This window comes from Kitasatospora sp. NPDC088783 (assembly GCF_044750705.1).
Lineage (GTDB): Bacteria > Actinomycetota > Actinomycetes > Streptomycetales > Streptomycetaceae > Kitasatospora > Kitasatospora fiedleri.
In genome coordinates this window covers 896,760-914,291 of the sequence record NZ_JBIVKJ010000001.1, presented here as the reverse complement: position 1 = coordinate 914,291, position 17,532 = coordinate 896,760, and the positions used below count along the sequence as shown (strand labels likewise).

At 75.0% G+C, this 17,532-nt stretch carries 15 protein-coding genes; 7 read left to right on the top strand and 8 right to left on the bottom strand.

All coding sequences use genetic code 11. From position 1 onward, the window contains the following. The first annotated feature begins 115 nt into the window (after nucleotides 1–115). Together ACIP60_RS04010 and ACIP60_RS04005 are read left to right on the top strand one after the other, a co-directional pair. Nucleotides 116–904 carry a serine hydrolase gene (locus ACIP60_RS04010; protein ID WP_400679717.1) on the top strand — a complete coding sequence of 263 codons (789 nt, stop codon included), beginning with the start codon at nucleotides 116–118 and terminating at the stop codon, nucleotides 902–904. Between the two features lie 22 nt (nucleotides 905–926). Further along, a complete protein-coding gene (locus ACIP60_RS04005; RefSeq protein ID WP_100839249.1) occupies nucleotides 927–2,147 on the top strand; it encodes an alanine racemase in 1,221 nt (406 codons plus the stop codon). A 57-nt stretch (nucleotides 2,148–2,204) separates the two neighbouring features. On the opposite strand, the gene ACIP60_RS04000 is transcribed toward ACIP60_RS04005, so the two are convergent. Beyond that, on the bottom strand, nucleotides 2,205–2,672 hold the full coding sequence (locus ACIP60_RS04000; protein ID WP_400679714.1) for a MarR family transcriptional regulator: 468 nt from the start codon (nucleotides 2,670–2,672) through the stop codon (nucleotides 2,205–2,207). 282 nt (nucleotides 2,673–2,954) lie between these two features. Between ACIP60_RS04000 and ACIP60_RS03995 the strand changes: the two genes are divergently transcribed. Both ACIP60_RS03995 and ACIP60_RS03990 read left to right on the top strand, forming a co-directional pair. Then, a complete protein-coding gene (locus ACIP60_RS03995; protein WP_400679712.1) occupies nucleotides 2,955–3,362 on the top strand; it encodes a YciI family protein in 408 nt (135 codons plus the stop codon). Between the two features lie 92 nt (nucleotides 3,363–3,454). Continuing rightward, a complete protein-coding gene (locus tag ACIP60_RS03990; RefSeq protein ID WP_400679940.1) occupies nucleotides 3,455–4,606 on the top strand; it encodes an RNA polymerase sigma factor in 1,152 nt (383 codons plus the stop codon). A 92-nt stretch (nucleotides 4,607–4,698) separates the two neighbouring features. Here ACIP60_RS03990 and ACIP60_RS03985 read toward each other — a convergent pair whose 3' ends face one another. Continuing rightward, nucleotides 4,699–5,835 carry a DUF2510 domain-containing protein gene (locus tag ACIP60_RS03985; RefSeq protein ID WP_400679710.1) on the bottom strand — a complete coding sequence of 379 codons (1,137 nt, stop codon included), beginning with the start codon at nucleotides 5,833–5,835 and terminating at the stop codon, nucleotides 4,699–4,701. A gap of 273 nt (nucleotides 5,836–6,108) precedes the next feature. Here ACIP60_RS03985 and ACIP60_RS03980 point away from each other — a divergent pair, with 273 nt between their 5' ends. After that, complete coding sequence (locus ACIP60_RS03980) at nucleotides 6,109–6,924, top strand: gamma-glutamyl-gamma-aminobutyrate hydrolase family protein (RefSeq protein WP_400679708.1); 816 nt, start codon at nucleotides 6,109–6,111, stop codon at nucleotides 6,922–6,924. 33 nt (nucleotides 6,925–6,957) lie between these two features. Here the strand turns inward: ACIP60_RS03980 and ACIP60_RS03975 are convergent, their stop codons facing one another. After that, a complete protein-coding gene (locus ACIP60_RS03975; RefSeq protein WP_400679705.1) occupies nucleotides 6,958–8,262 on the bottom strand; it encodes a chromate transporter in 1,305 nt (434 codons plus the stop codon). Between the two features lie 166 nt (nucleotides 8,263–8,428). Here ACIP60_RS03975 and ACIP60_RS03970 point away from each other — a divergent pair, with 166 nt between their 5' ends. Both ACIP60_RS03970 and ACIP60_RS03965 read left to right on the top strand, forming a co-directional pair. After that, nucleotides 8,429–9,481 carry a cation diffusion facilitator family transporter gene (locus ACIP60_RS03970; protein WP_400679702.1) on the top strand — a complete coding sequence of 351 codons (1,053 nt, stop codon included), beginning with the start codon at nucleotides 8,429–8,431 and terminating at the stop codon, nucleotides 9,479–9,481. A gap of 92 nt (nucleotides 9,482–9,573) precedes the next feature. Next, nucleotides 9,574–10,476 (top strand): 5'-3' exonuclease H3TH domain-containing protein, encoded by a 903-nt coding sequence (locus tag ACIP60_RS03965; RefSeq protein WP_400679937.1) that lies wholly within the window; start codon nucleotides 9,574–9,576, stop codon nucleotides 10,474–10,476. 16 nt (nucleotides 10,477–10,492) lie between these two features. Here ACIP60_RS03965 and ACIP60_RS03960 read toward each other — a convergent pair whose 3' ends face one another. The 5 genes from ACIP60_RS03960 to ACIP60_RS03940 form a co-directional block, all read right to left on the bottom strand. Continuing rightward, entirely contained in the window at nucleotides 10,493–11,257 is a 765-nt protein-coding gene (locus tag ACIP60_RS03960; protein WP_400679700.1) for a class I SAM-dependent methyltransferase, read from the bottom strand. Then, nucleotides 11,254–12,303 (bottom strand): aminotransferase class I/II-fold pyridoxal phosphate-dependent enzyme, encoded by a 1,050-nt coding sequence (locus ACIP60_RS03955; RefSeq protein WP_400679697.1) that lies wholly within the window; start codon nucleotides 12,301–12,303, stop codon nucleotides 11,254–11,256. The genes ACIP60_RS03960 and ACIP60_RS03955 overlap by 4 nt, the downstream gene beginning before the upstream one ends. Continuing rightward, nucleotides 12,300–13,664, bottom strand: a complete 1,365-nt coding sequence (locus ACIP60_RS03950) for a radical SAM protein (protein ID WP_400679695.1) — start codon at nucleotides 13,662–13,664, stop codon at nucleotides 12,300–12,302. The genes ACIP60_RS03955 and ACIP60_RS03950 overlap by 4 nt, the downstream gene beginning before the upstream one ends. A 133-nt stretch (nucleotides 13,665–13,797) precedes the next feature. Further along, complete coding sequence (locus ACIP60_RS03945; protein WP_400679693.1) at nucleotides 13,798–15,267, bottom strand: hydrolase; 1,470 nt, start codon at nucleotides 15,265–15,267, stop codon at nucleotides 13,798–13,800. 315 nt (nucleotides 15,268–15,582) lie between these two features. Then, complete coding sequence (locus ACIP60_RS03940; RefSeq protein ID WP_400679690.1) at nucleotides 15,583–17,481, bottom strand: RICIN domain-containing protein; 1,899 nt, start codon at nucleotides 17,479–17,481, stop codon at nucleotides 15,583–15,585. Nucleotides 17,482–17,532: the final 51 nt, after the last annotated feature.

Sequence of the window (17,532 nt, the reverse complement as noted above, 5' to 3'; positions counted from 1 at the left end):
ACGTTTACCTCGGGCGGATCGCGGAGACGGGTCCGGCGGCGGGCGCGCGGGCAGGCGGGCGGTCCTGGCTGGTGCAGGCGGTACGGGCGGGCGGTGCGGGCGGAGGAGGTGGCCGGTGGAGCGGCGCGGGCGGTTGGCGGTGGCGGCCGTGGTGCCCGGGACGGGTGCGGCGGCGGTGCGCGGCGGCGGGCTGTTCGTGACGGCGAGCACGGTGAAGGTCGACCTGGTCGCGGCGCTGCTGCTGCGGCACGGCGGGGAGGGCGGACTGACCGACGGGCAGCGGGAGTTGGCGGAGCTGTCGATCGTCCGCAGCGACAACGCGGCGGCGAGCGAGCTGTACCTGCTGGTGGGCGGGGCCGACGGGCTGGACGCGGCGTACCGGGCGCTCGGCCTGGTGGAGACCGTGGCCGGGCGGGACGGGTACTGGGGGCTGACCCGGACGACCGCCGGCGACCGGGTGCGGCTGCTGCGACGGGTCTTCGGGGCGCCGGCGGCGGGTCCGGGGGCAGCGGCGGGGGCGCTGCCCGGGCGGGAGTGGCTGGCCGCGCTGATGGGGCGGGTGGTGGCCGAGCAGGCGTGGGGCGTGTCGGCGGCGGGCGGGGACGGGGGCGGGGTCCGGTTGAAGAACGGCTGGCTGCCGCGCAGCGCCACCGGGCGGTGGGTGGTCAACAGCACCGGCGCGGTGGGGGCCGGGACGCTGGTGGCGGTGCTCTCCGACGGCTGGCGGGAGAGGGCGGAGGGCGTGGCGGCGGTGGAGGCGGCGGCGCGCTGGGCGGTGACCTCGGTGACCCCGGCGACGGTGACCCCGGCGACATCGGCAACGGCGCTGACGGCAACGGCCGGGCGGGGGCCGGGCGGACGCGACACCGGGGATTGGGGGCCCGATGGATCTACCGCCCAGTAGGGGGATGTGGCAGTCTGCGCCCATGGCACTCGTTGAAACCGCCGCGACCAGCGGCACCGTCTCCGACCGGGCCCGCTACGACCGGGCGACGGCGCACCTGGACGCGCCGCTGGCCATCGTCGACCTGGCGGCGTTCGACGCGAACGCCGCGGACCTGGTGCGGCGGGCGGGCGGGAAGCCGATCCGGGTGGCGTCGAAGTCGGTGCGGTGCCGGGCGCTGCTGGAGCGGGTGCTCGGGACGGACGGCTTCGCGGGGGTGATGAGCTTCACCCTGGCGGAGACGCTGTGGCTGGTGGAGTCCGGGTTCACCGACGTGCTGCTGGCGTACCCGTCGGCGGACCGGGCCGGGTTCGGGCGGCTGACCGCGGACCCGGAGCTGGCGCGGCAGGTCAGCGTGGTGGTGGACGACGAGGCGCAGTTGGACCTGATCGACGCGGCCCGGGAGGGCTCGGCGACGGTGCGGGTCTGCCTGGAGCTGGACACCTCGCTGCAACTGCTGGGCGGCCGGCTCCGGGTGGGTGCGCGGCGCTCGCCGCTGCGGACGCCCGAGCAGCTCGGCCGGTTCGCCGAACTGGTCGGCCGCCGCCGGGGGTTCGAGGTGGTCGGGCTGATGGCGTACGAGGGCCACGTGGCGGGCGTCGGGGACGCGGTGCCGGGGCGTCCGCTGCGGTCGGCGGCGGTGCGGCTGATGCAGGCGAAGGCCCGGTCGGAGCTGGCGGTGCGGCGCGCCGAGGTGGTCCGACGGGTGCGCGAGGTCGCCGAGTTGGAGTTCGTGAACGGCGGCGGCACGGGCAGCGTGGAGTCGACGGTCGCGGAGCGCGCGGTGACCGAGGTGGCGGCCGGTTCGGGGCTGTTCGTGCCCCGGCTGTTCGACAACTACCGCGCCTTCCACGGGCGTCCGGCGGCGCTGTTCGCGCAGCCGGTGGTGCGGCGCCCCGGGGTGGGCGTGGTGACGGTGCTGGGCGGCGGCTACCCGGCGTCCGGCCCGGCGGGCGCGGACCGCTCCCCCGTCCCGTACCTGCCGGCCGGTCTGCGCTACGACCCGCAGGAGGGCGCGGGCGAGGTGCAGACGCCGCTGCTGGGCTCGGCCGCGGACGACCTGCTGATCGGCGACCGGGTCTGGTTCCGGCACGCGAAGGCGGGCGAACTGTGCGAGCGCTTCCCGCAGTTGCACCTGATCGAGGGCGACACGATCACCGACACCGTGCCGACCTACCGGGGCGAGGGCCACACCTTCCTGTGAGCTCCGGCGGCTCCGCGCCGCGCGGCCGACCGCCGCGCGGCTCGGTCAGCGGGCCGGTCAGGCGGCCGTCCCGCCCGCGTTGCGGATCAGCCGCTGGAGCACCTTCACCGTGGCGACGTAGTCCGCGTCGTCGATGCCCGCGTGGAGGGCGGCGCGGATCGCGGGCGCGTTGCGGGCCGGGTCGACGCGGGCCCGCTCGCCCGCCGGGGTGAGCCACGGCCGGTCCTCGGCGTCGCGGCTCAGCCAACCGCGTTCCACCGGGGTCCCGGCCTCCGCCGCCGGGTCGTCCTCGGGCCGGAGGTGGGAGGCCATGGCCCGGCGCAGCTCGGCCAGGGTCATCCCCCGGTCGTCGGGTGAGACGTCGTTCGCCGACAGGTTGCGCAGCAGCCAGAACTGCGGCCGGGTGTGGCCCTTCTCGGCCTGCCCGGCCCGGGTGTACCCGATCAGCGCCTCGTGGGCGAGGCCCGTCCAGTAGGCGGCGGGCTGACCGGCGGGTTCGGCGTCGGAGCCCTGGTGGGTCGTCACGGACGTTCCCCTCCGGGTTCGGGTGCGCAACCGGCGCTCCGCACGGGTCGCACGGGTGGTCGTAGCGGTGGTCGTACGAGTCGTACGAGTCGTACGGAGACGGCAGGACTTCAAGCGCGGTTGAGGTCAAACACCCGTTCCCGCTGCTCCGGGCCGACGGACGACCACCCGGAGAAACTTCCGGAGATTTTTCCGCCGGTCGTGTCGAGAACCCGTCGGCGGCTCCGTCCCAGGGGTGAAGGCGGCCACAATGGGCCGCACCAGTACCTAGGAGTGAGACCGATGGCCAAGTACCTGATGCTGAAGCACTACCGCGGCGCGCCGGCCCCCGAGGGCTTCGTCCCGATGGACCGGTGGACGCCCGCGGAGGTCACCGCCCACATCCAGTACATGCGCGACTTCGCGGCGAAGCTGGAGCAGAGCGGCGAGTTCGTGGACGCCCAGGCGCTCGCGCCCGAGGGGACGTGGGTGCAGTACGGCGGCGAGGGCCGGCCGCCGGTCACCGACGGGCCGTTCGCCGAGACCAAGGACCTGATCGCCGGGTGGATGGTGATCGACGTGGACAGCTACGAGCGGGCCCTGGAGCTGGCCGCGGAGCTGTCGGCGGCGCCGGGCGCGGGCGGCGAGCCCATCCACGAGTGGCTGGAGCTGCGCCCGTTCATGTCCGAGCCGCCGACCGTCACGGAGTGACCCCGGTGTCCTCGCCGCCGAACCCGCCGGTCCGGCGGGACCGGCCGGAGCCGCCGGACCCGTCGGTGACGCCGGCCCCGCCGGTCCCGCCGATGGACGAGGCCCTGCTGCGCGTCCTCACCCCCGAGGTGCTGGCCGTGCTGGTCCGTCGCGGGGCCGACTTCGCGGCGGCCGAGGACGCCGTCCAGGAGTCCCTGGTGGAGGCCGTCCGGCGCTGGCCGGACGAGCCCCCGCGGGACCCGAAGGGCTGGCTGGTCACCGTCGCGTGGCGGCGCTTCCTGGACGCCGCCCGGGCCGACACCGCGCGCCGCCGCCGCGAGGACCTGGTGGACGAGCAGCCCGGGCCCGGCCCGGTGCCGGACACCGACGACTCGCTGCGGCTGTACTTCCTGTGCGCGCACCCGTCGCTGAGCGCGTCCTCGGCGGTGGCGCTGACGCTGCGCGCGGTCGGCGGCCTCACCACCCGGCAGATCGCCGCGGCGTACCTGGTGCCGGAGGCCACCATGGCGCAGCGGATCTCCCGGGCCAAGCGCACCGTCTCGGGCGTGCGGCTGGACCGGCCGGGGGACGTGGCGACGGTGCTGCGGGTGCTCTACCTGGTCTTCAACGAGGGCTACTCGGGGGACGTCGACCTGGCCGCGGAGGCGATCCGGCTGACCAGGCAGCTGGCGGCCCGGATCGACCACCCGGAGGTGTCCGGCCTGCTGGCGCTGATGCTGCTGCACCACGCCCGCCGGGCCGGGCGGACCGCGCCGGACGGCAGCCTGGTGCCGCTGGCCGAGCAGGACCGCACCCGCTGGGACACCGCCGCGATCGCCGAGGGCGTCGCCGTCCTCCAGGCGGCACTGGCCCGCGACCGGCTCGGCGAGTTCCAGGCCCAGGCGGCGATCGCCGCCCTGCACGCGGACGCGCCGACCGCCGCCGAGACGGACTGGGTGCAGATCGTCGAGTGGTACGACGAGCTGGCCGCGCTGACGGACAGCCCCGTGGTGCGGCTGAACCGGGCCGTCGCGGTCGGCGAGGCGGACGGCCCCCGCGCGGGCCTGGCCGCGCTCGCCGCGCTGGACGACGCGCTGCCCCGGCACACCGCCGCCCGCGCGTACCTGCACGAGCGGGCCGGCGACCTGCCGACCGCAGCCGAGCTGTACGCCCGGGCCGCCCGCGCGGCCGGCACGCAGGCCGAGCGGGACCACCTGATACGGCAGGCCGCCCGGCTCAACACCCTGCTGCGCGACGGGATTTGACCCGCCCCGCGGTACGGCCGCGGCCCGGCGCGCCGTTCCCCCGGACGGGAGGGAGCGGCACGCCGGGCCGCGGCCGGCGGAGGGTGCGGCGGTCAGGTGGTGGTGCCGCCACCGCCGCCCTGGAGGGAGCCGGGGTCGACCTTGGTGATGCCCTGCAGGATGCTGTCCATCTGGTCCAGGCCGGGCGCCTTGTCGGCGATGTCGAAGCCGAAGTGGACGGCGGTCAGCGCCTTGCCGTCGGCGGTCGGGAAGACCACCGTCTCCACGTAGCCCGGGTTGCCCTTCGCCGCGTCGACCTGCCAGCGCACCAGGTAGCCGGAGCGGCCGGCCACCGTGACCGCCTCGTTCTTCAGCTCCTTGTGGCCGTTCAGGTCGCCGTAGGAATCCTTCGCGGCGGCGGCGATGTCCTGCTGCGCGGCCTGCTTGGCGTCGGTGCCGCTGATCTTGCTGGTGGACACCCCGCCCAGCGAGCAGTTGTCCGAGCCGTCGACGCAGGTGTAGCTGCCGGTGGAGATGCCGGCGTAGCCCTCCGTGCTGGTGCCGCCGGTCCAGCCGCTCGGGATCGGCAGCGAGATCCCGTTGACCATGTCGATGGCGGCCTTGGCGTTCGTCCCGCTCCCGTTGCCGTTGCCCTGGCCATTGCCCTGGCCGTTTCCACCGGTGCCGCCGGTGCCGCCGTTCCCGTTGCCGCCGCCGAAGCCGAAGCCGAACGGGTCGCTGGGGTTGGCCTTCCCGTTGCCGTTGCCGTTCCCGTTGCCGTTGCTGCCGTTCCCGCCGGTGCCGCCGTTTCCGCCGTAGCGGTGCCCGTCCGAGCTGGAGGCGGCCGTGGACTTGGTGCCGTCCCGGTGGCCGTCCATCACCAGGTAGGTGACGCCGGAGCCGATCGCGAGGCCGAGCACGGCGGCGACCGAGGCGGCCACCAGGACCGGCTTGGACGGCTTGCGGCGGGGCGGCTCGGCCGCCGCGAACTGCCCGGCGTACGGGGGCAGCGGGGGGTAGTGCACGGTCTGCCCGGAGGCGTTCAGCACGGTGCCCTCCAGGACGGCGGTGTCCTCGGGGCCGGCCGCCCCGGCCCCGGCGTCCGGGCCCGGGGCGGGCGCGGCGTCGGCGGGGGCCGGGCGGGTCTCGGCGGTCCAACCCTTGCCGTCCCACCAGCGCTGGGGGCGGGGGTCGCTGTCGGTGTCGACGGGGTCCGGGTACCACCCGGCCGGAATCTGCTGCTCGCTCACGGTAGAGACCCTAGGCGGCTGCGGATAAGCGGGAAATCAGCGCGGGGCCGCAAACGGGTGTCCGGCGATGAGATTCCGGTGAGAATCGTCCGCTCGCGCCTCCCCGGGGCCTCTCGGAGCGGTTCCGGAGGAGTTCCGGAGGGGTTCCGGCCACGGCGGCGGCGGGCCGGGGCGACCGTGGGGGGCGCGAGCTGTGCTCCACGCGCCTGAAGGGGCGCGTGCGGGTGGTGGGTCGCCCGGCGGGGGGCGTGCACGGGCGGCAGAATGCGCGCCATGACTTCTCGCCCCGTGATCGGCATCAGCACCTTCCTCACCGACGCCGCCTGGGGGCGGTGGGACACCATCCGCTCCGCGCTGCTCCCCGCGCGCTACCCCGAGCTGGTGCGCGAGGCCGGCGGGATCGCCCTGATGCTGCCGCCGGACGCCCCGGAGCACGCCGCGGCCGTGGTCTCCCGGCTGGACGGCCTGGTGATCGCGGGCGGCGAGGACGTCGACCCGGCCCTGTACGGCGAGCGCCCCCACCCGCTGACGGTGGCCTGCGCCCCCGAGCGCGACCTGTGGGAGGCCGCGCTGATCCGCGCCGCGCTCGCCGCCGGCACCCCGCTGCTGGGCATCTGCCGGGGCATGCAGCTGCTGAACGTGGTGTGCGGCGGCTCGCTGATCCAGCACCTGCCGGACGTGGTCGGCGAGGAGCTGAGCCACGTCGGCGCGCCCGGCGAGTACGGGCGGCACCCGGTCCGGCCGGTCCCCGGCACGCTGCTCGCGGACCTGCTGCCGGAGGAGTCGCTCTCCGTCCCGACCTTCCACCACCAGGCGGTGGCCCGGCTCGGCGAGGGCCTGACCGTCAGCGCGTACGCCGAGGACGGCACCGTCGAGGCGGTCGAGGGCGCGGGCTTCACCGTCGGCGTCCAGTGGCACCCCGAGCAGGGCGAGGACCTGCGGGTGGCCCGCGCCCTGGTGCACGCGACCCGGCTGGCCCCGCTCACCGCCCCGGCCGAACCGGTCGTCGTCCCGGTCGTGCCGGTCGGACCGGTCGTCGTCCCGGTCGGACCGGTCGTCCCGGGGGCCGCTGCCTCCCCCAGCCGCTGAGACGTCCGCCCCGGGAGCGGGGGCCGCCCCGGCTCAGGGCAGCGCGACCCCGGTCACGGCGGCGAGCACCCCGAGGCCCGCCGCGCCGAGCAGGCAGGGCACCACGCCCCGGCGCAGCACCAGCAGCCAGAGCGCGGCGAGGGCCAGCACCGCGTACTGCCAGGGGCGGCCGAGGGCCAGGGCGAGCGGGAGGGCGGAGCCGGCGATCGCGCCGATGACGGCGGGGCCGGCGCCGGTGAGGAAGTCCTGGACGGCGGTGTCGGCGCGCAGCCGGTCGAAGTGCGCCGCGCCGAACAGCACGAACAGGAAGGACGGCGCGAAGGCCACCGCCGCGGCGAGCAGCCCGCCCGGGACGCCCGCGGCGGCGTAGCCGACCACCGAGACGGTCTGCACCACCGGGCCGGGGGTGAGCTGGCCGAGCGCGACGGCGTTCAGGAACTGGCCGTCGGTCATCCAGTGGTAGCGCCCGACGGCGTCCTGCTGCATCAGCGGGATGATCACGAAGCCGCCGCCGTAGGACAGCGCCCCGACCTTGAGCGCGACCCAGGCCAGCGCGAGCGCGCCCGGGCCGCCGGTCGCGGCGAGGCCGGGCACCAGCAGCGGCGGCGCGGGGCGCGGGGACCGCCGGGGGGTGCCGGGCGCGCGCGGCGGGTCCGCGTCCGGTCGGCCCAGCGCGGCGTCCCCCGTTGGGCTGGTTTCCTCCGCACCCGTGCGCCCGCGTTCGCGCTCGCGCCGGGGCCCGCGCCGGTGCCCGCGTCGGCGGAAGGCGATCTCGGCGGCGCCGGTGGCCAGCAGGACCAGCACCAGCCACGGCCCGGTGAGGATCGCGGCGGCGGCGCCGAGCAGCAGGTGGGCGGTCCAGCGGACCCGGGCCGGGCCGGGGCCGGAGCGCGCCAGGCTGGCCGGGACGAGGGTGGCGGCGGCCTGGACGGCGACGGCGGCGACCGCTCCGCCCGCGCCCGCGGCGGCACCGAGCGCCCAGCGCGGCGGGTCGCCCGCCAGGAACAGCCCGGACAGCAGCAGGATCAGCGCCAGTCCGGGCAGGATGAACGCCGCGCCGCCGACCAGCGCCCCGGCGGTGCCGCGCAGCCGCCAGGCGGTGAGGATCGCCAGCTGGGTGGAGGCCGGTCCGGGCAGCAGGTTGGTGGCGGCGATGCCGTCCTCGAACTCGCTCGCGGCGATCCAGCCGCGCCGCTCCACGCAGAGGCGGCGCAGCAGCAGGATGTGCGCGGGCGGGCCGCCGAAGCCCAGGACGCCGATCCGGCCCCACTCGCGGGCGATCACCGTGAGCGGCACCCGTTCCACCGCGTCCCCCGTCACCGCGTCCCCTGCCACCACGTCCACTCCCCCGCCCGATCACCGCGCGAGCTGCGCGGATGCGCCGCGCACCCTACCCGGCCCGGGTGGCGTACCGGAGAACGACAACGGTCACCAGTGCAGCCTTTGGATCTTCCTCCGATCTGGGGTTCACTTCCGGTGCGGACACCAGAGCGGAGGGACCCCGATGGCCGAGCACGAGCACGACCACGGCAGTGACCACCAGCACGACCACGGGCACGGATCGCACGCCGGGCACGGCCACGCGGTGGCGGCGGACGCGGACCGCAGGTGGCTGTGGAGCGCGCTGGTCCTGCTGGTGGCGTTCATGGCGGGCGAGGTGGTGGTCGGCTTCGCCGCCCGCTCGCTGGCGCTGATCTCGGACGCGGCGCACATGCTGACCGACGCCGCCTCGATCGGGCTGGCCCTGGTGGCGATGCGGCTGGCGGCGCGTCCGGCGCGCGGCGGCTACACGTACGGGTTGAAGCGGGCCGAGATCCTCTCCGCGCAGGCGAACGGGGTGACGCTGCTGGTGCTGTCGGCCTGGCTGGGCTACGAGGCGGTGACCCGGCTGGTCTCGCCGCCGGAGGTGCAGGGGTCGCTGGTGCTGGTGACGGCGCTGGTGGGCGTGGTGGTGAACGTCGCGGCGACCTGGTGCCTGTCGAAGGCGAACCGGTCCTCGCTGAACGTGGAGGGCGCCTTCCAGCACGTGCTGACCGACCTGTACGCGTTCGTCGCGACGGCGGTGGCGGGCGCGGTGGTGCTGTTCACCGGGTTCGTCCGGGCGGACGCGATCGCCTCGCTGGTGGTGGTGGCGCTGATGCTGCGGGCCGGGACCGGGCTGGTGCGGGACTCGGCGCGGATCTTCCTGGAGGCCGCGCCGGCCGGGATCGACCCGGACGAGGTGGCGGACCGGCTGGTGGCCGCGCCGCAGGTGGAGGAGGTCCACGACCTGCACATCTGGGAGATCACCTCCAACCAGCCCGCGCTGTCGGCGCACATCCTGGTCGCCCCGGGCGGCGACTGCCACGCGGTGCGGCGCGGGCTCCAGCGCCGGCTGCGCGAGGAGTACCGGATCACCCACGCCACCCTCCAGGTCGACCACCTCGGCGAGGACGACCGGGACGGGCTGCTGCAGATCGCCCCGAACAGCGCGGCCGCGGCGGCCGAGGAGGAGGCCCGCGAGCACTGCGCGGACGCGCACGGCCCGGTGCACCGGGCGGGCCCGCACCCGCACTGACGGCGGATCAGCCCCGGGCCGTCGGGGGGATGCGGCATGATCGGGGGGTGACCGCACCGACCGCACCGAGTGTCCCGACCGCGCCCCGGCTGATGCTGCTGGACACCGCGAGCCTCTACTTCCGCGCCTACTTCGGCGTCCCGGATTCGCTCCGCTCCCCGCAGGGCGAGCCGGTGAACGCGGTGCGCGGCCTGCTCGACTTCATCTCCCGCCTGGTCCACGACCACGGCCCGGACCAGCTGGTCGCCTGCATGGACGCCGACTGGCGCCCGCAGTGGCGGGTCGACCTGATCCCGACCTACAAGACCCACCGGGTCGCCGAGGCCGCCCGGGACGGCGCGGAGGAGGTCCCGGACACGCTGGCCCCCCAGGTCCCGGTGATCGAACAGGTGCTGGACGCACTCGGCATCGCCCGCGTCGGCGTGCCCGACTACGAGGCCGACGACGTGATCGGCACCCTGGCGACCCGCGCCACCGGCCCGGTGCAGATCGTCACCGGCGACCGGGACTTGTTCCAACTGGTCGACGACGCCCGCGCGGTGACGGTGCTCTACCCGGCGAAGGGCATCGGCTCGGCGCTGACGATGGACGACGCGGCGCTGCGCGGGAAGTACGGCGTCCCGGGCTCCTCGTACGCCGATCTCGCCGCCCTGCGCGGGGACGCCAGCGACGGGCTGCCGGGCGTGAAGGGCATCGGCGAGAAGACCGCGACGCAGCTGGTCCAGGAGTACGGCGACCTGGCGGGCGTCCGCGCGGCCGCCGCCGACCCGGCCTCCGGGCTCACCCCGGCCCGCCGCCGGAACATCCTCGAAGCGGCCCCCTACCTGGACGTGGCGCCGACGGTGGTGCGGGTGGCCAGGGACGTGCCGCTGCCCGCGTTCGAGCCGGAGTTGCCGCGGGTGCCGCGCGATCCGGAGGGGTTGGAGTGGCTGGCCGGGCGCTGGGGGTTGGGGACGTCGCTGACCAGGCTGCTGGAGGTGCTGGCCGGGCGGTGAGGTGCCGGGCGGCGGTTCAGCGGCGGGGGGCCGGGCGGCAGAGCAGGATCTGCTTGGGCGAGGTGCCGGTGAACGGGGACGCGTCGTAGTCGCCGTGGCGGTCGGTGACGTCGAGGCCGGCCAGGCGGCAGAGGGCGAGCAGTTCCTCGGGGAAGAAGCAGCGCATGCTGACCTTCTTGGTGCGGACGCGCTCGCCCTCGCGCAGGTAGTCGAGGGTGAAGTGCAGGACCTGGGTGGCGGCGTCGTAGCCGGTGGCGGCGCGGACGTCGAGTTCGGTGCCGTCCAGGTCCGTGACGGACTTGTGGTGGTAGGGGGCGTCTGGGAGCCGGGAGAGCTTGGCCGGGGCGGGGTTGAAGACGTCCAGGAGCAGGGTGCCGTCCGGGCGCAGGACGTCGCGGGCCGAGGTGAGGAAGGCGAGGACGGAGTCCAGGTCGTGCAGGTGCTGCATCGCGTTGGTGGCCGAGAAGACCAGGGCGAAGCGGCGGTCGGTGCGGATGTCGCGGCAGTCCTGTTCGAGCCAGGTGACGGGCAGTTGCTCGGCGGCGGAGCGGCGGCGGGCCCGGGCGAGCATCGAGGGCATGACGTCGAGGCCGGTGATGTCGACGCCCGCGCGGGCGATCGGGAGGGTGAGGCGGCCGGTGCCGCAGGCCACTTCGAGGACCGGACCGCCGGCCCGGACGGCCCGGTCGAGGAAGAACGGGACGTCGTGGGTGCGGGTGGCGAACTCCCGGTCGTAGAAGTCGGCGTCGTCGTAGACGGCGAGGTCCTGCAGCGGTTTCATCGGGTGGCCTCCGGGGTGGGGCCGAACGCGTCGGCCAGGCTGGTCAGGACGGAGCCGGGCCAGGGGGTCTCGCCGAAGGCGGTGGCCGGGAGGGCGAGCAGGCCGTGGTCGCGGCGGAGGGTCTCGGCCGGGGTGTCGACGGGGAAGAAGTAGTTGCCCGGGCTGGTGCGGCTGGCGGTGGGGATCGCGGCGCGGACCGCGTCCGGGAGCCGGGCGAAGAGCCGTTCGGCGCGGGCGTCCAGGGCGGCGGCGACCTGCCGGGGGGTGTCGGCGTGGTCGGTCAACAGGCTTTCGGCGAGGGCCAGTCGGGCGGGGCCGGGCCGGTCGGCCCGGAAGGCGTCGGCGAGTTCGGGCTCGTCGGGGCCGAGCAGGACGATGCCGAAGGTGCGGGGCCGGAGCCAGCCCTTGGTGACGGAGTGCAGCAGGACCGCCCGGCCGGTCTCCAGCAGGCGCCGGGTGCCGGGGGCGAACGGGGTGCCCAGGTCGTAGACGGCGTCGATCAGCAGGCGGCGGTGCGGCGACCGTTCCAGCCAGGCGGTCAGTTCGGCGCACTCGGGGTCGGTGAGGTGGCGGCCGAGCGGCTTGCTGGGGTTGGCGAGCAGCAGGTACTCGGGGCGGTCGCCGTCCGGTGCGGACCGCGGCAGGACGGGGGCGGGCAGGGTCGGGTAGGAGTCGGGGGCGAGTCCGGCGGCGCGGGCCAGGTCGAAGTAGACCGGGTAGACGTCGGCGGGCAGCCAGAGCCGGGCCCGCCGGGCGCGCAGCCGGGGGAAGAGCAGGCCGAGCCCGTGCCGGACGCCGCGGCCGACCATGGCGCGGCGGGACCACTCCGCCGGCAGGTCGTACCGGCGCAGCCAGGTGCGGGCGAGGTCGCAGCGGTACACCGTCCGGGTGTCGGCGTCCTCGGGCGGCGCGGGGCGCAGCGGGGCGAGCGCCCGGTAGACGTTGGTCTCGGCGGCGTCCAGCAGGGACGGGTCGGCGTCGAGCCGCTCCTGCCGGAACTGCTGGAACTCCTGGAAGGCGTCGGACCTCGTGCCGTCGGGCCTCATGCCGCCGCCCCCTCGGGTGCCGGGTGGATCTCGCTGGCCCGGTCCTCCAGGGAGGCGTAGCAGCGTCCGTCGGCCAGGACGTTCCAGCTGCGGACGGTGCCGTGGGTGCGTTCCCAGAGCAGGCTGGGTTCGGTGTAGGCGGCGATCCGCATCGGGCGGCCGTCCCAGCTGCCGTCGAGGACCGGCGCGCCCCAGGGCAGCCGGCCGGTCCCGGTGAAGCCGTGCTGCTCGGCGAACCGGGTGACGACGGACAGCGACACCTGGTGGTCGCGGCTCCAGCGGTTGGCGGCGTGGTCGTGGTAGAGCGACTCGGTGCTGGTGGAGACGTAGAGCTCCTTGAAGCAGACCTCCTCGACGCCGTGGGCGGCGGCCCAGGAGAGGTAGGCGGCGACGCCCGCCGGGTCGGCGACGCCGCCGTGCTGGAGCACGCAGATCAGCCGCATCCGCAGCCCGGGCCAGCGGTCGCGTCCGGCGCGCCAGGTGTCGGCCACCTCGCCCACCGGCGTGCGCAGTGCCATCAGGCGTTCGCTGGTGGCGTCGTCCTGGTGGTGCCGGGAGACGGCCAGCACGCTCAGGCCCGCGGCGGCCAGGGCGGCCAGCCGGTCGGCCCGGGCGGCGGGGTCGAGCCCGGCCAGGGTGTGCGCGTTGGTGATCAGGACGGTCTTGGGGAAGGCGGCGGCGCAGGCGGACACCAGCCGCAGCTGCTGGTCGAACGGCAGCAGGGTGGGCTCCCCGCCGCCGGTGATCACCGCCCGTTCGGCGCCCGCCGCGCGACCGCGCTCCAGCCAGGAGGCGACCGTGTCCCACGGGACGCGGGCCGGGGGCTGGTCGCTGGAGATCGAGGCGGCGGAGAAGCAGAACGCGCACTTGGCCTGGTAGGCGGCGGCGACCGGCAGGACCGAGACCGAGCGCGGCCGCAGGTCGGCGTAGTCGGCCAGGTCCGGGTTGAGGCGCAGCGAGGCGGCCATCGCGTCCTCGACGGTGGTCGGGCGCAGGACGAACGGCTCGCCGGACGGCGGGTTCCCGTCCGGCGCCGGGTCGAGTTCGTGGACGGCCGACAGCCGGATGCGGTCCCGGTGCAGCTCGGCGCCGAGGCCGGTGACCTGGTTGGGGCGCAGTTCGTCGGGGTCGACCGCGGTCTCCAGCACCAGCAGCCGGTCGCCGGGGACGGCCAGCCGCGCCAGCAGGCGGCCCGCCTTGGCGGTGCCGATGCCCAGTTCCGCCCGGGTCAGCAGGTGGAACCGGTCCGGGTGGGTGCTCTCCGGGATTCCCGCCTTGCCGTAGGCGAGCGCGTACTTGTCGAAGCCCCGGGCGAAGTTCGACAGCACGATGACGTGGAAGCGCTGGTCGGTGCCGTTCATCCGGTCATCATGCATCCGATCGCGGCTCCCGGGAACGGGGTTTCCGCCACAACCGTCACAACCGCCACGGAAGCCCCGGCCGTCACAGCCGTCGCGGGCACCGTACGGCAGTGCCCGCGACGGCTGTCGGGGGTCAGGAGACGTCGACGGTGATGTCGTCGAGGACGAACGAGGTCTGCTTGGTGTAGTCCTCGGCGCCGGTGAACTTCAACGTCACGCTCCGGCCCGCGTAGGCGGCGAGGTCGAAGGTGCGCTGCTGGTAGCCGGCGGCGGCCTTGGTGTTGTCGTAGCCGGCCAGGGTGGTGCCGTTGGCGGTGACGGTGAGGGTGTCGAAGGCGGTGGTGGTGGAGGCGGCGCTGTCGATGTGCAGCCAGAAGCTCAGCCGGTAGCTGCCGCAGCCGGTCGGCAGGGTGACGGTCTGGGACAGCGTGTCGGTGGTGGTGGTGCCGTTGCCGTCGAGCCAGGCGTCGTAGCCGCCGGTGCGGGCGGGCTCACCGGCAGCGGAGTTGACGGTGCTGGTGCCGTCGCTGTTGGTCTCGGTCCAGCCGGCGGTGGAGCCGGTCTCGAAGCCGGGGTTGGTGATCAGCTGGGCGGCGGGGCAGCCGGTGCCGCCGCCACCGGTGCCGGTGCCGGTGCTCTTGGTGAGCCAGGCGGTGGTGTTCAGGGCGAGGGCGGCGTCGGTGCCGGCCGGGTCGTTCCAGCCGTCGTAGAGGGTGTTGCCGGACTGGCCGGTGCCGTCGTCGATCGGGGAGGAGTCGCCCCAGACGGCGACCCGGCCGCTGCCGAAGGTGGAGGTGGCGAAGGCGGCGCCGGTGCTGCCGCTGTAGCCGGTGCGGTAGAGCAGGCCCTTGACGTTCGGGTTGTCGGCGGGCTTGAGGGTGAAGGTGGTGCCGTTGCGGATGATCGAGCCGGTGACCTTGCCGAACGGGCCGTTCAGCACCTGGTCGGTGGTGTCGGTGATCGCGCGCGGGTTGTCGGTGGTGAGGTTGAGCAGGTCGACGGAGAAGCCGAACGGGTCGGTGCTGTCGACGCTGTTGGTGGTCAGCAGGTCGTTGATGATCTTCGGGGAGTCCCAGCCGTCGTTGTTGCGGTCGCTCTGGGTGTGGTCGGAGATCAGGAACAGGCCGCCGCCGTTCTGCACGAACTTCATCACTGCGGTCTTCTCGGCGTCGCCGAGCCGGACGTTGGGCTCGGGCAGCACGAACGCGTCGAAGTTGGCGAGGTCGAGCGCGCCGCCGGTGCCGTAGCTGATGGTGTTGCCCGCCGGGAGGGTCTTCAGGCTGTAGCCGCCGGCCTTCTGCAGGGCGACGCCCCAGGCGGAGAGGGCTCCGGTCCAGGAGGTCTCGGTGGTGGGGTTGGCGTTCTGGGCGAGCGGGTCGGGCTGGCTGGTGGAGATGATCCAGTCGGCGTTGCCCGCGGTCTCGCCCTTGGTGTTGTCGAACAGCACCCGCTTGGGGGTGGCGGCGGCCGCTGCGGCGGGGTGCGCCTGGAGGGTGGTGGCTGCCGCGGCGGGGTGCGGCTGGACGGTCGCGGCGGCGGCGGCGAGCAGCAGGCCGGTCGCGGCGAGGGCGGTCGGGCGGACGGCCTTGGAAGCCCTGATCATCTGTTGATCTCCTCTGCCGTGAGTGGGGGCGTCACCGGTGCGCGCTACGCGCGTAGGCGCACCGGAACGGTCCCATGGTGAGGTAATCGGGGCTTGAACGGAACACGTCGAGTCGGCGCGGCGCGCACTGACACCGGATCAGCACACCTGCGGGGGAACGGAGACGGAGTGCCCGCCGCGGGCGCTCAGGCACGCGCGCGACGGGCACTCCTGGGGCGGTCGGTCCACCAACCGGCCACCCCGGCTCAGGGGGGCGACGGCCCGGGCGTGGGCCCAAGCGGGGGTCCAAGCGGGGGCCCGGGCGTGGGCCCGGGGTCAGCCGACCGCGGTGAGGCGGAAGGACTGGGCGGAGCCGCCGGTGCAGGCCCACTGCTGGAGTCGGGCGCCGTCGGCGGTGGAGACGTCGGTGACGTCCAGGCACTTGCCGCTGTTGCGGTTGACCAGCGTCCAACTGCCGTCGGACTGCTGGACCGGCTTGAACTGCTGGTTCGCGCCGGAGGACCACTGCCAGGTCTGGATCTTGGCCCCGTCGGCGGTGGCGGCCCCGGTGACGTCCAGGACCTGGGCGCCGGCCGCGGCGTTGCGGTTGGTGACGCGGTAGTAGCCGCTGTCGGTGGGGGTGAACTGCCACTGCTGGTTGGCGCCGTTGCCGCAGGCCCACTGCTGGACGGCGGTGCCGTTGGCGGTGCCCCAGCCGGTGGCGTCCACGCACTTGCCGGAGTTGGCGTTGGCCAGGGTGTACCAGGCCGCGGTGTTGACCGGCCCGCTCGGCGGGGTGGTGCCGCCGCCGGTGGGGGCGCCGGGCCAGGTGAAGGTGGCGACCGCGCCGGCCGGGAGGTCGTAGACCAGGGAGCGGCCGCTGTCGCTGATCGAGAAGTGCTGCGAGCCGCCGGTGGCGTTGAGCACCACCGCGCCGCGCGAGCCGTCCGGGTTCAGGAAGGCGACGTCCTGGAGGCCGCCGCTGCCCTGGCTGGTGGAACCGATCCGGCGGGCGCCCGGCTTGACGAACTTGGAGACGTGGCCGAGCACGTAGTACTCGGCGTTCTTGCCGTAGCCGCCGCCCGAGACCTCCAGCACGCCGTTGCAGGTGGTGGAGCAGTTGCCGTACTGCGGACCGCCGTTGGCGTCCAGGGCGACGTTCCACAGCACGGCGGTGCGGCCGCCGCTGCGCAGGTTGCGGATGATCAGGTTCTCGGTCTGCCACTTCAGGGTGTTGCCGAAGGTCTGCGCGGGGGTGGCGGAGTCGGTGCCGGTGCACTCGGTGAAGAACACCGCCTTCCCGGTGTTCGCCACCTGCTGCTCGGCCTCGGGCTGGCCGCCGTAGCAGTGGAACGCCGCGCCCTTGAGCCGGGCCACCGAGGCGTCCTGGGAGAGCACGCTCAGCGGGAAGGAGGTGTCGTCCCAGTTGTGGTCGTAGGCGTAGAGCTCGGTGGACAGCCCGGCGGCGGTCAGCTTGGTGTCCAACACCTTGACGAAGTCCGCCTGTTGGGCGGCCGTCATTCCGGTGGAGGGGTAAGTGGTCTGGAACTTGGGCTCGTTGGCGACGGTCAGGTCGCTGATCGGGGCGCCGGCCGCGCCGTACGCCTGGATCGCCTTGACCAGGTAGTCGGCGAAGTCGCCGTAGTTCTCCGGCTTCAGACTGCCGCCGTTGAGGGAGTTCGAGGTCTTCATCCAGGCGGGCGGCGACCACGGGGTGCCCATGATCCGGATGTTCGGGTTGACCGCGCGGGCCTGGTTGATCGCGGGCAGGATCTCCTGCTGGTCGCGGGCGATGGAGAACGAGCCCCGGGTGTCCTCGTACGAGTAGAACGGCAGGTGCGAGACGAAGTCGGAGGCGCCGAGCGGCTGGCGCAGGTAGTTGAGGCCGATGCCGCCGCCCGCGGTGGAGAAGAGGTCGTTCATCAGGGCGGCCCGGGTGGGGGCGGACAGCCCGGCCACCAGGTGGGCGGAGGACTCGGTGAACGCGGCGCCGAAGCCGACCAGCGGCTGCTGCACATCGGCCGCGTTGACCGCGATGTCCTGCGCCTGCGGGCTGGTGGCGGAGAACGCGACGGAGGCGGCCTGGGCCAGGCGGCTGCCGCCGTCGGCGGTGGTGATCCAGACCTGGGCGGTGGTGTCGGCGGCCTGGGCGGACGTCCCGCCGACGGTGGCCAGGCCGGCGGCGGCCAGGGCGAGGGCCACGGCGGTGCGGACGGAGCGGTGCGGTCCGTGCATGGGGCGGCTCCTTGTGGGGGTGGGGAGTTGCGGGCGCGGGGTGACGGGGTG

Coding starts and splice junctions, on each gene's coding strand:
- ACIP60_RS04005 (WP_100839249.1), top strand. CDS start 927: ATGGCACTCGTTGAAACCGCCGCGACCAGCGGCACCGTCTCCGACCGG.
- ACIP60_RS03995 (WP_400679712.1), top strand. CDS start 2,955: ATGGCCAAGTACCTGATGCTGAAGCACTACCGCGGCGCGCCGGCCCCC.
- ACIP60_RS03990 (WP_400679940.1), top strand. CDS start 3,455: ATGGACGAGGCCCTGCTGCGCGTCCTCACCCCCGAGGTGCTGGCCGTG.
- ACIP60_RS03980 (WP_400679708.1), top strand. CDS start 6,109: ATGACTTCTCGCCCCGTGATCGGCATCAGCACCTTCCTCACCGACGCC.
- ACIP60_RS03970 (WP_400679702.1), top strand. CDS start 8,429: ATGGCCGAGCACGAGCACGACCACGGCAGTGACCACCAGCACGACCAC.
- ACIP60_RS03965 (WP_400679937.1), top strand. CDS start 9,574: ATGCTGCTGGACACCGCGAGCCTCTACTTCCGCGCCTACTTCGGCGTC.
- ACIP60_RS03960 (WP_400679700.1), bottom strand. CDS start 11,257: ATGAAACCGCTGCAGGACCTCGCCGTCTACGACGACGCCGACTTCTAC.
- ACIP60_RS03955 (WP_400679697.1), bottom strand. CDS start 12,303: ATGAGGCCCGACGGCACGAGGTCCGACGCCTTCCAGGAGTTCCAGCAG.
- ACIP60_RS03950 (WP_400679695.1), bottom strand. CDS start 13,664: ATGAACGGCACCGACCAGCGCTTCCACGTCATCGTGCTGTCGAACTTC.
- ACIP60_RS03945 (WP_400679693.1), bottom strand. CDS start 15,267: ATGATCAGGGCTTCCAAGGCCGTCCGCCCGACCGCCCTCGCCGCGACC.
- ACIP60_RS03940 (WP_400679690.1), bottom strand. CDS start 17,481: ATGCACGGACCGCACCGCTCCGTCCGCACCGCCGTGGCCCTCGCCCTG.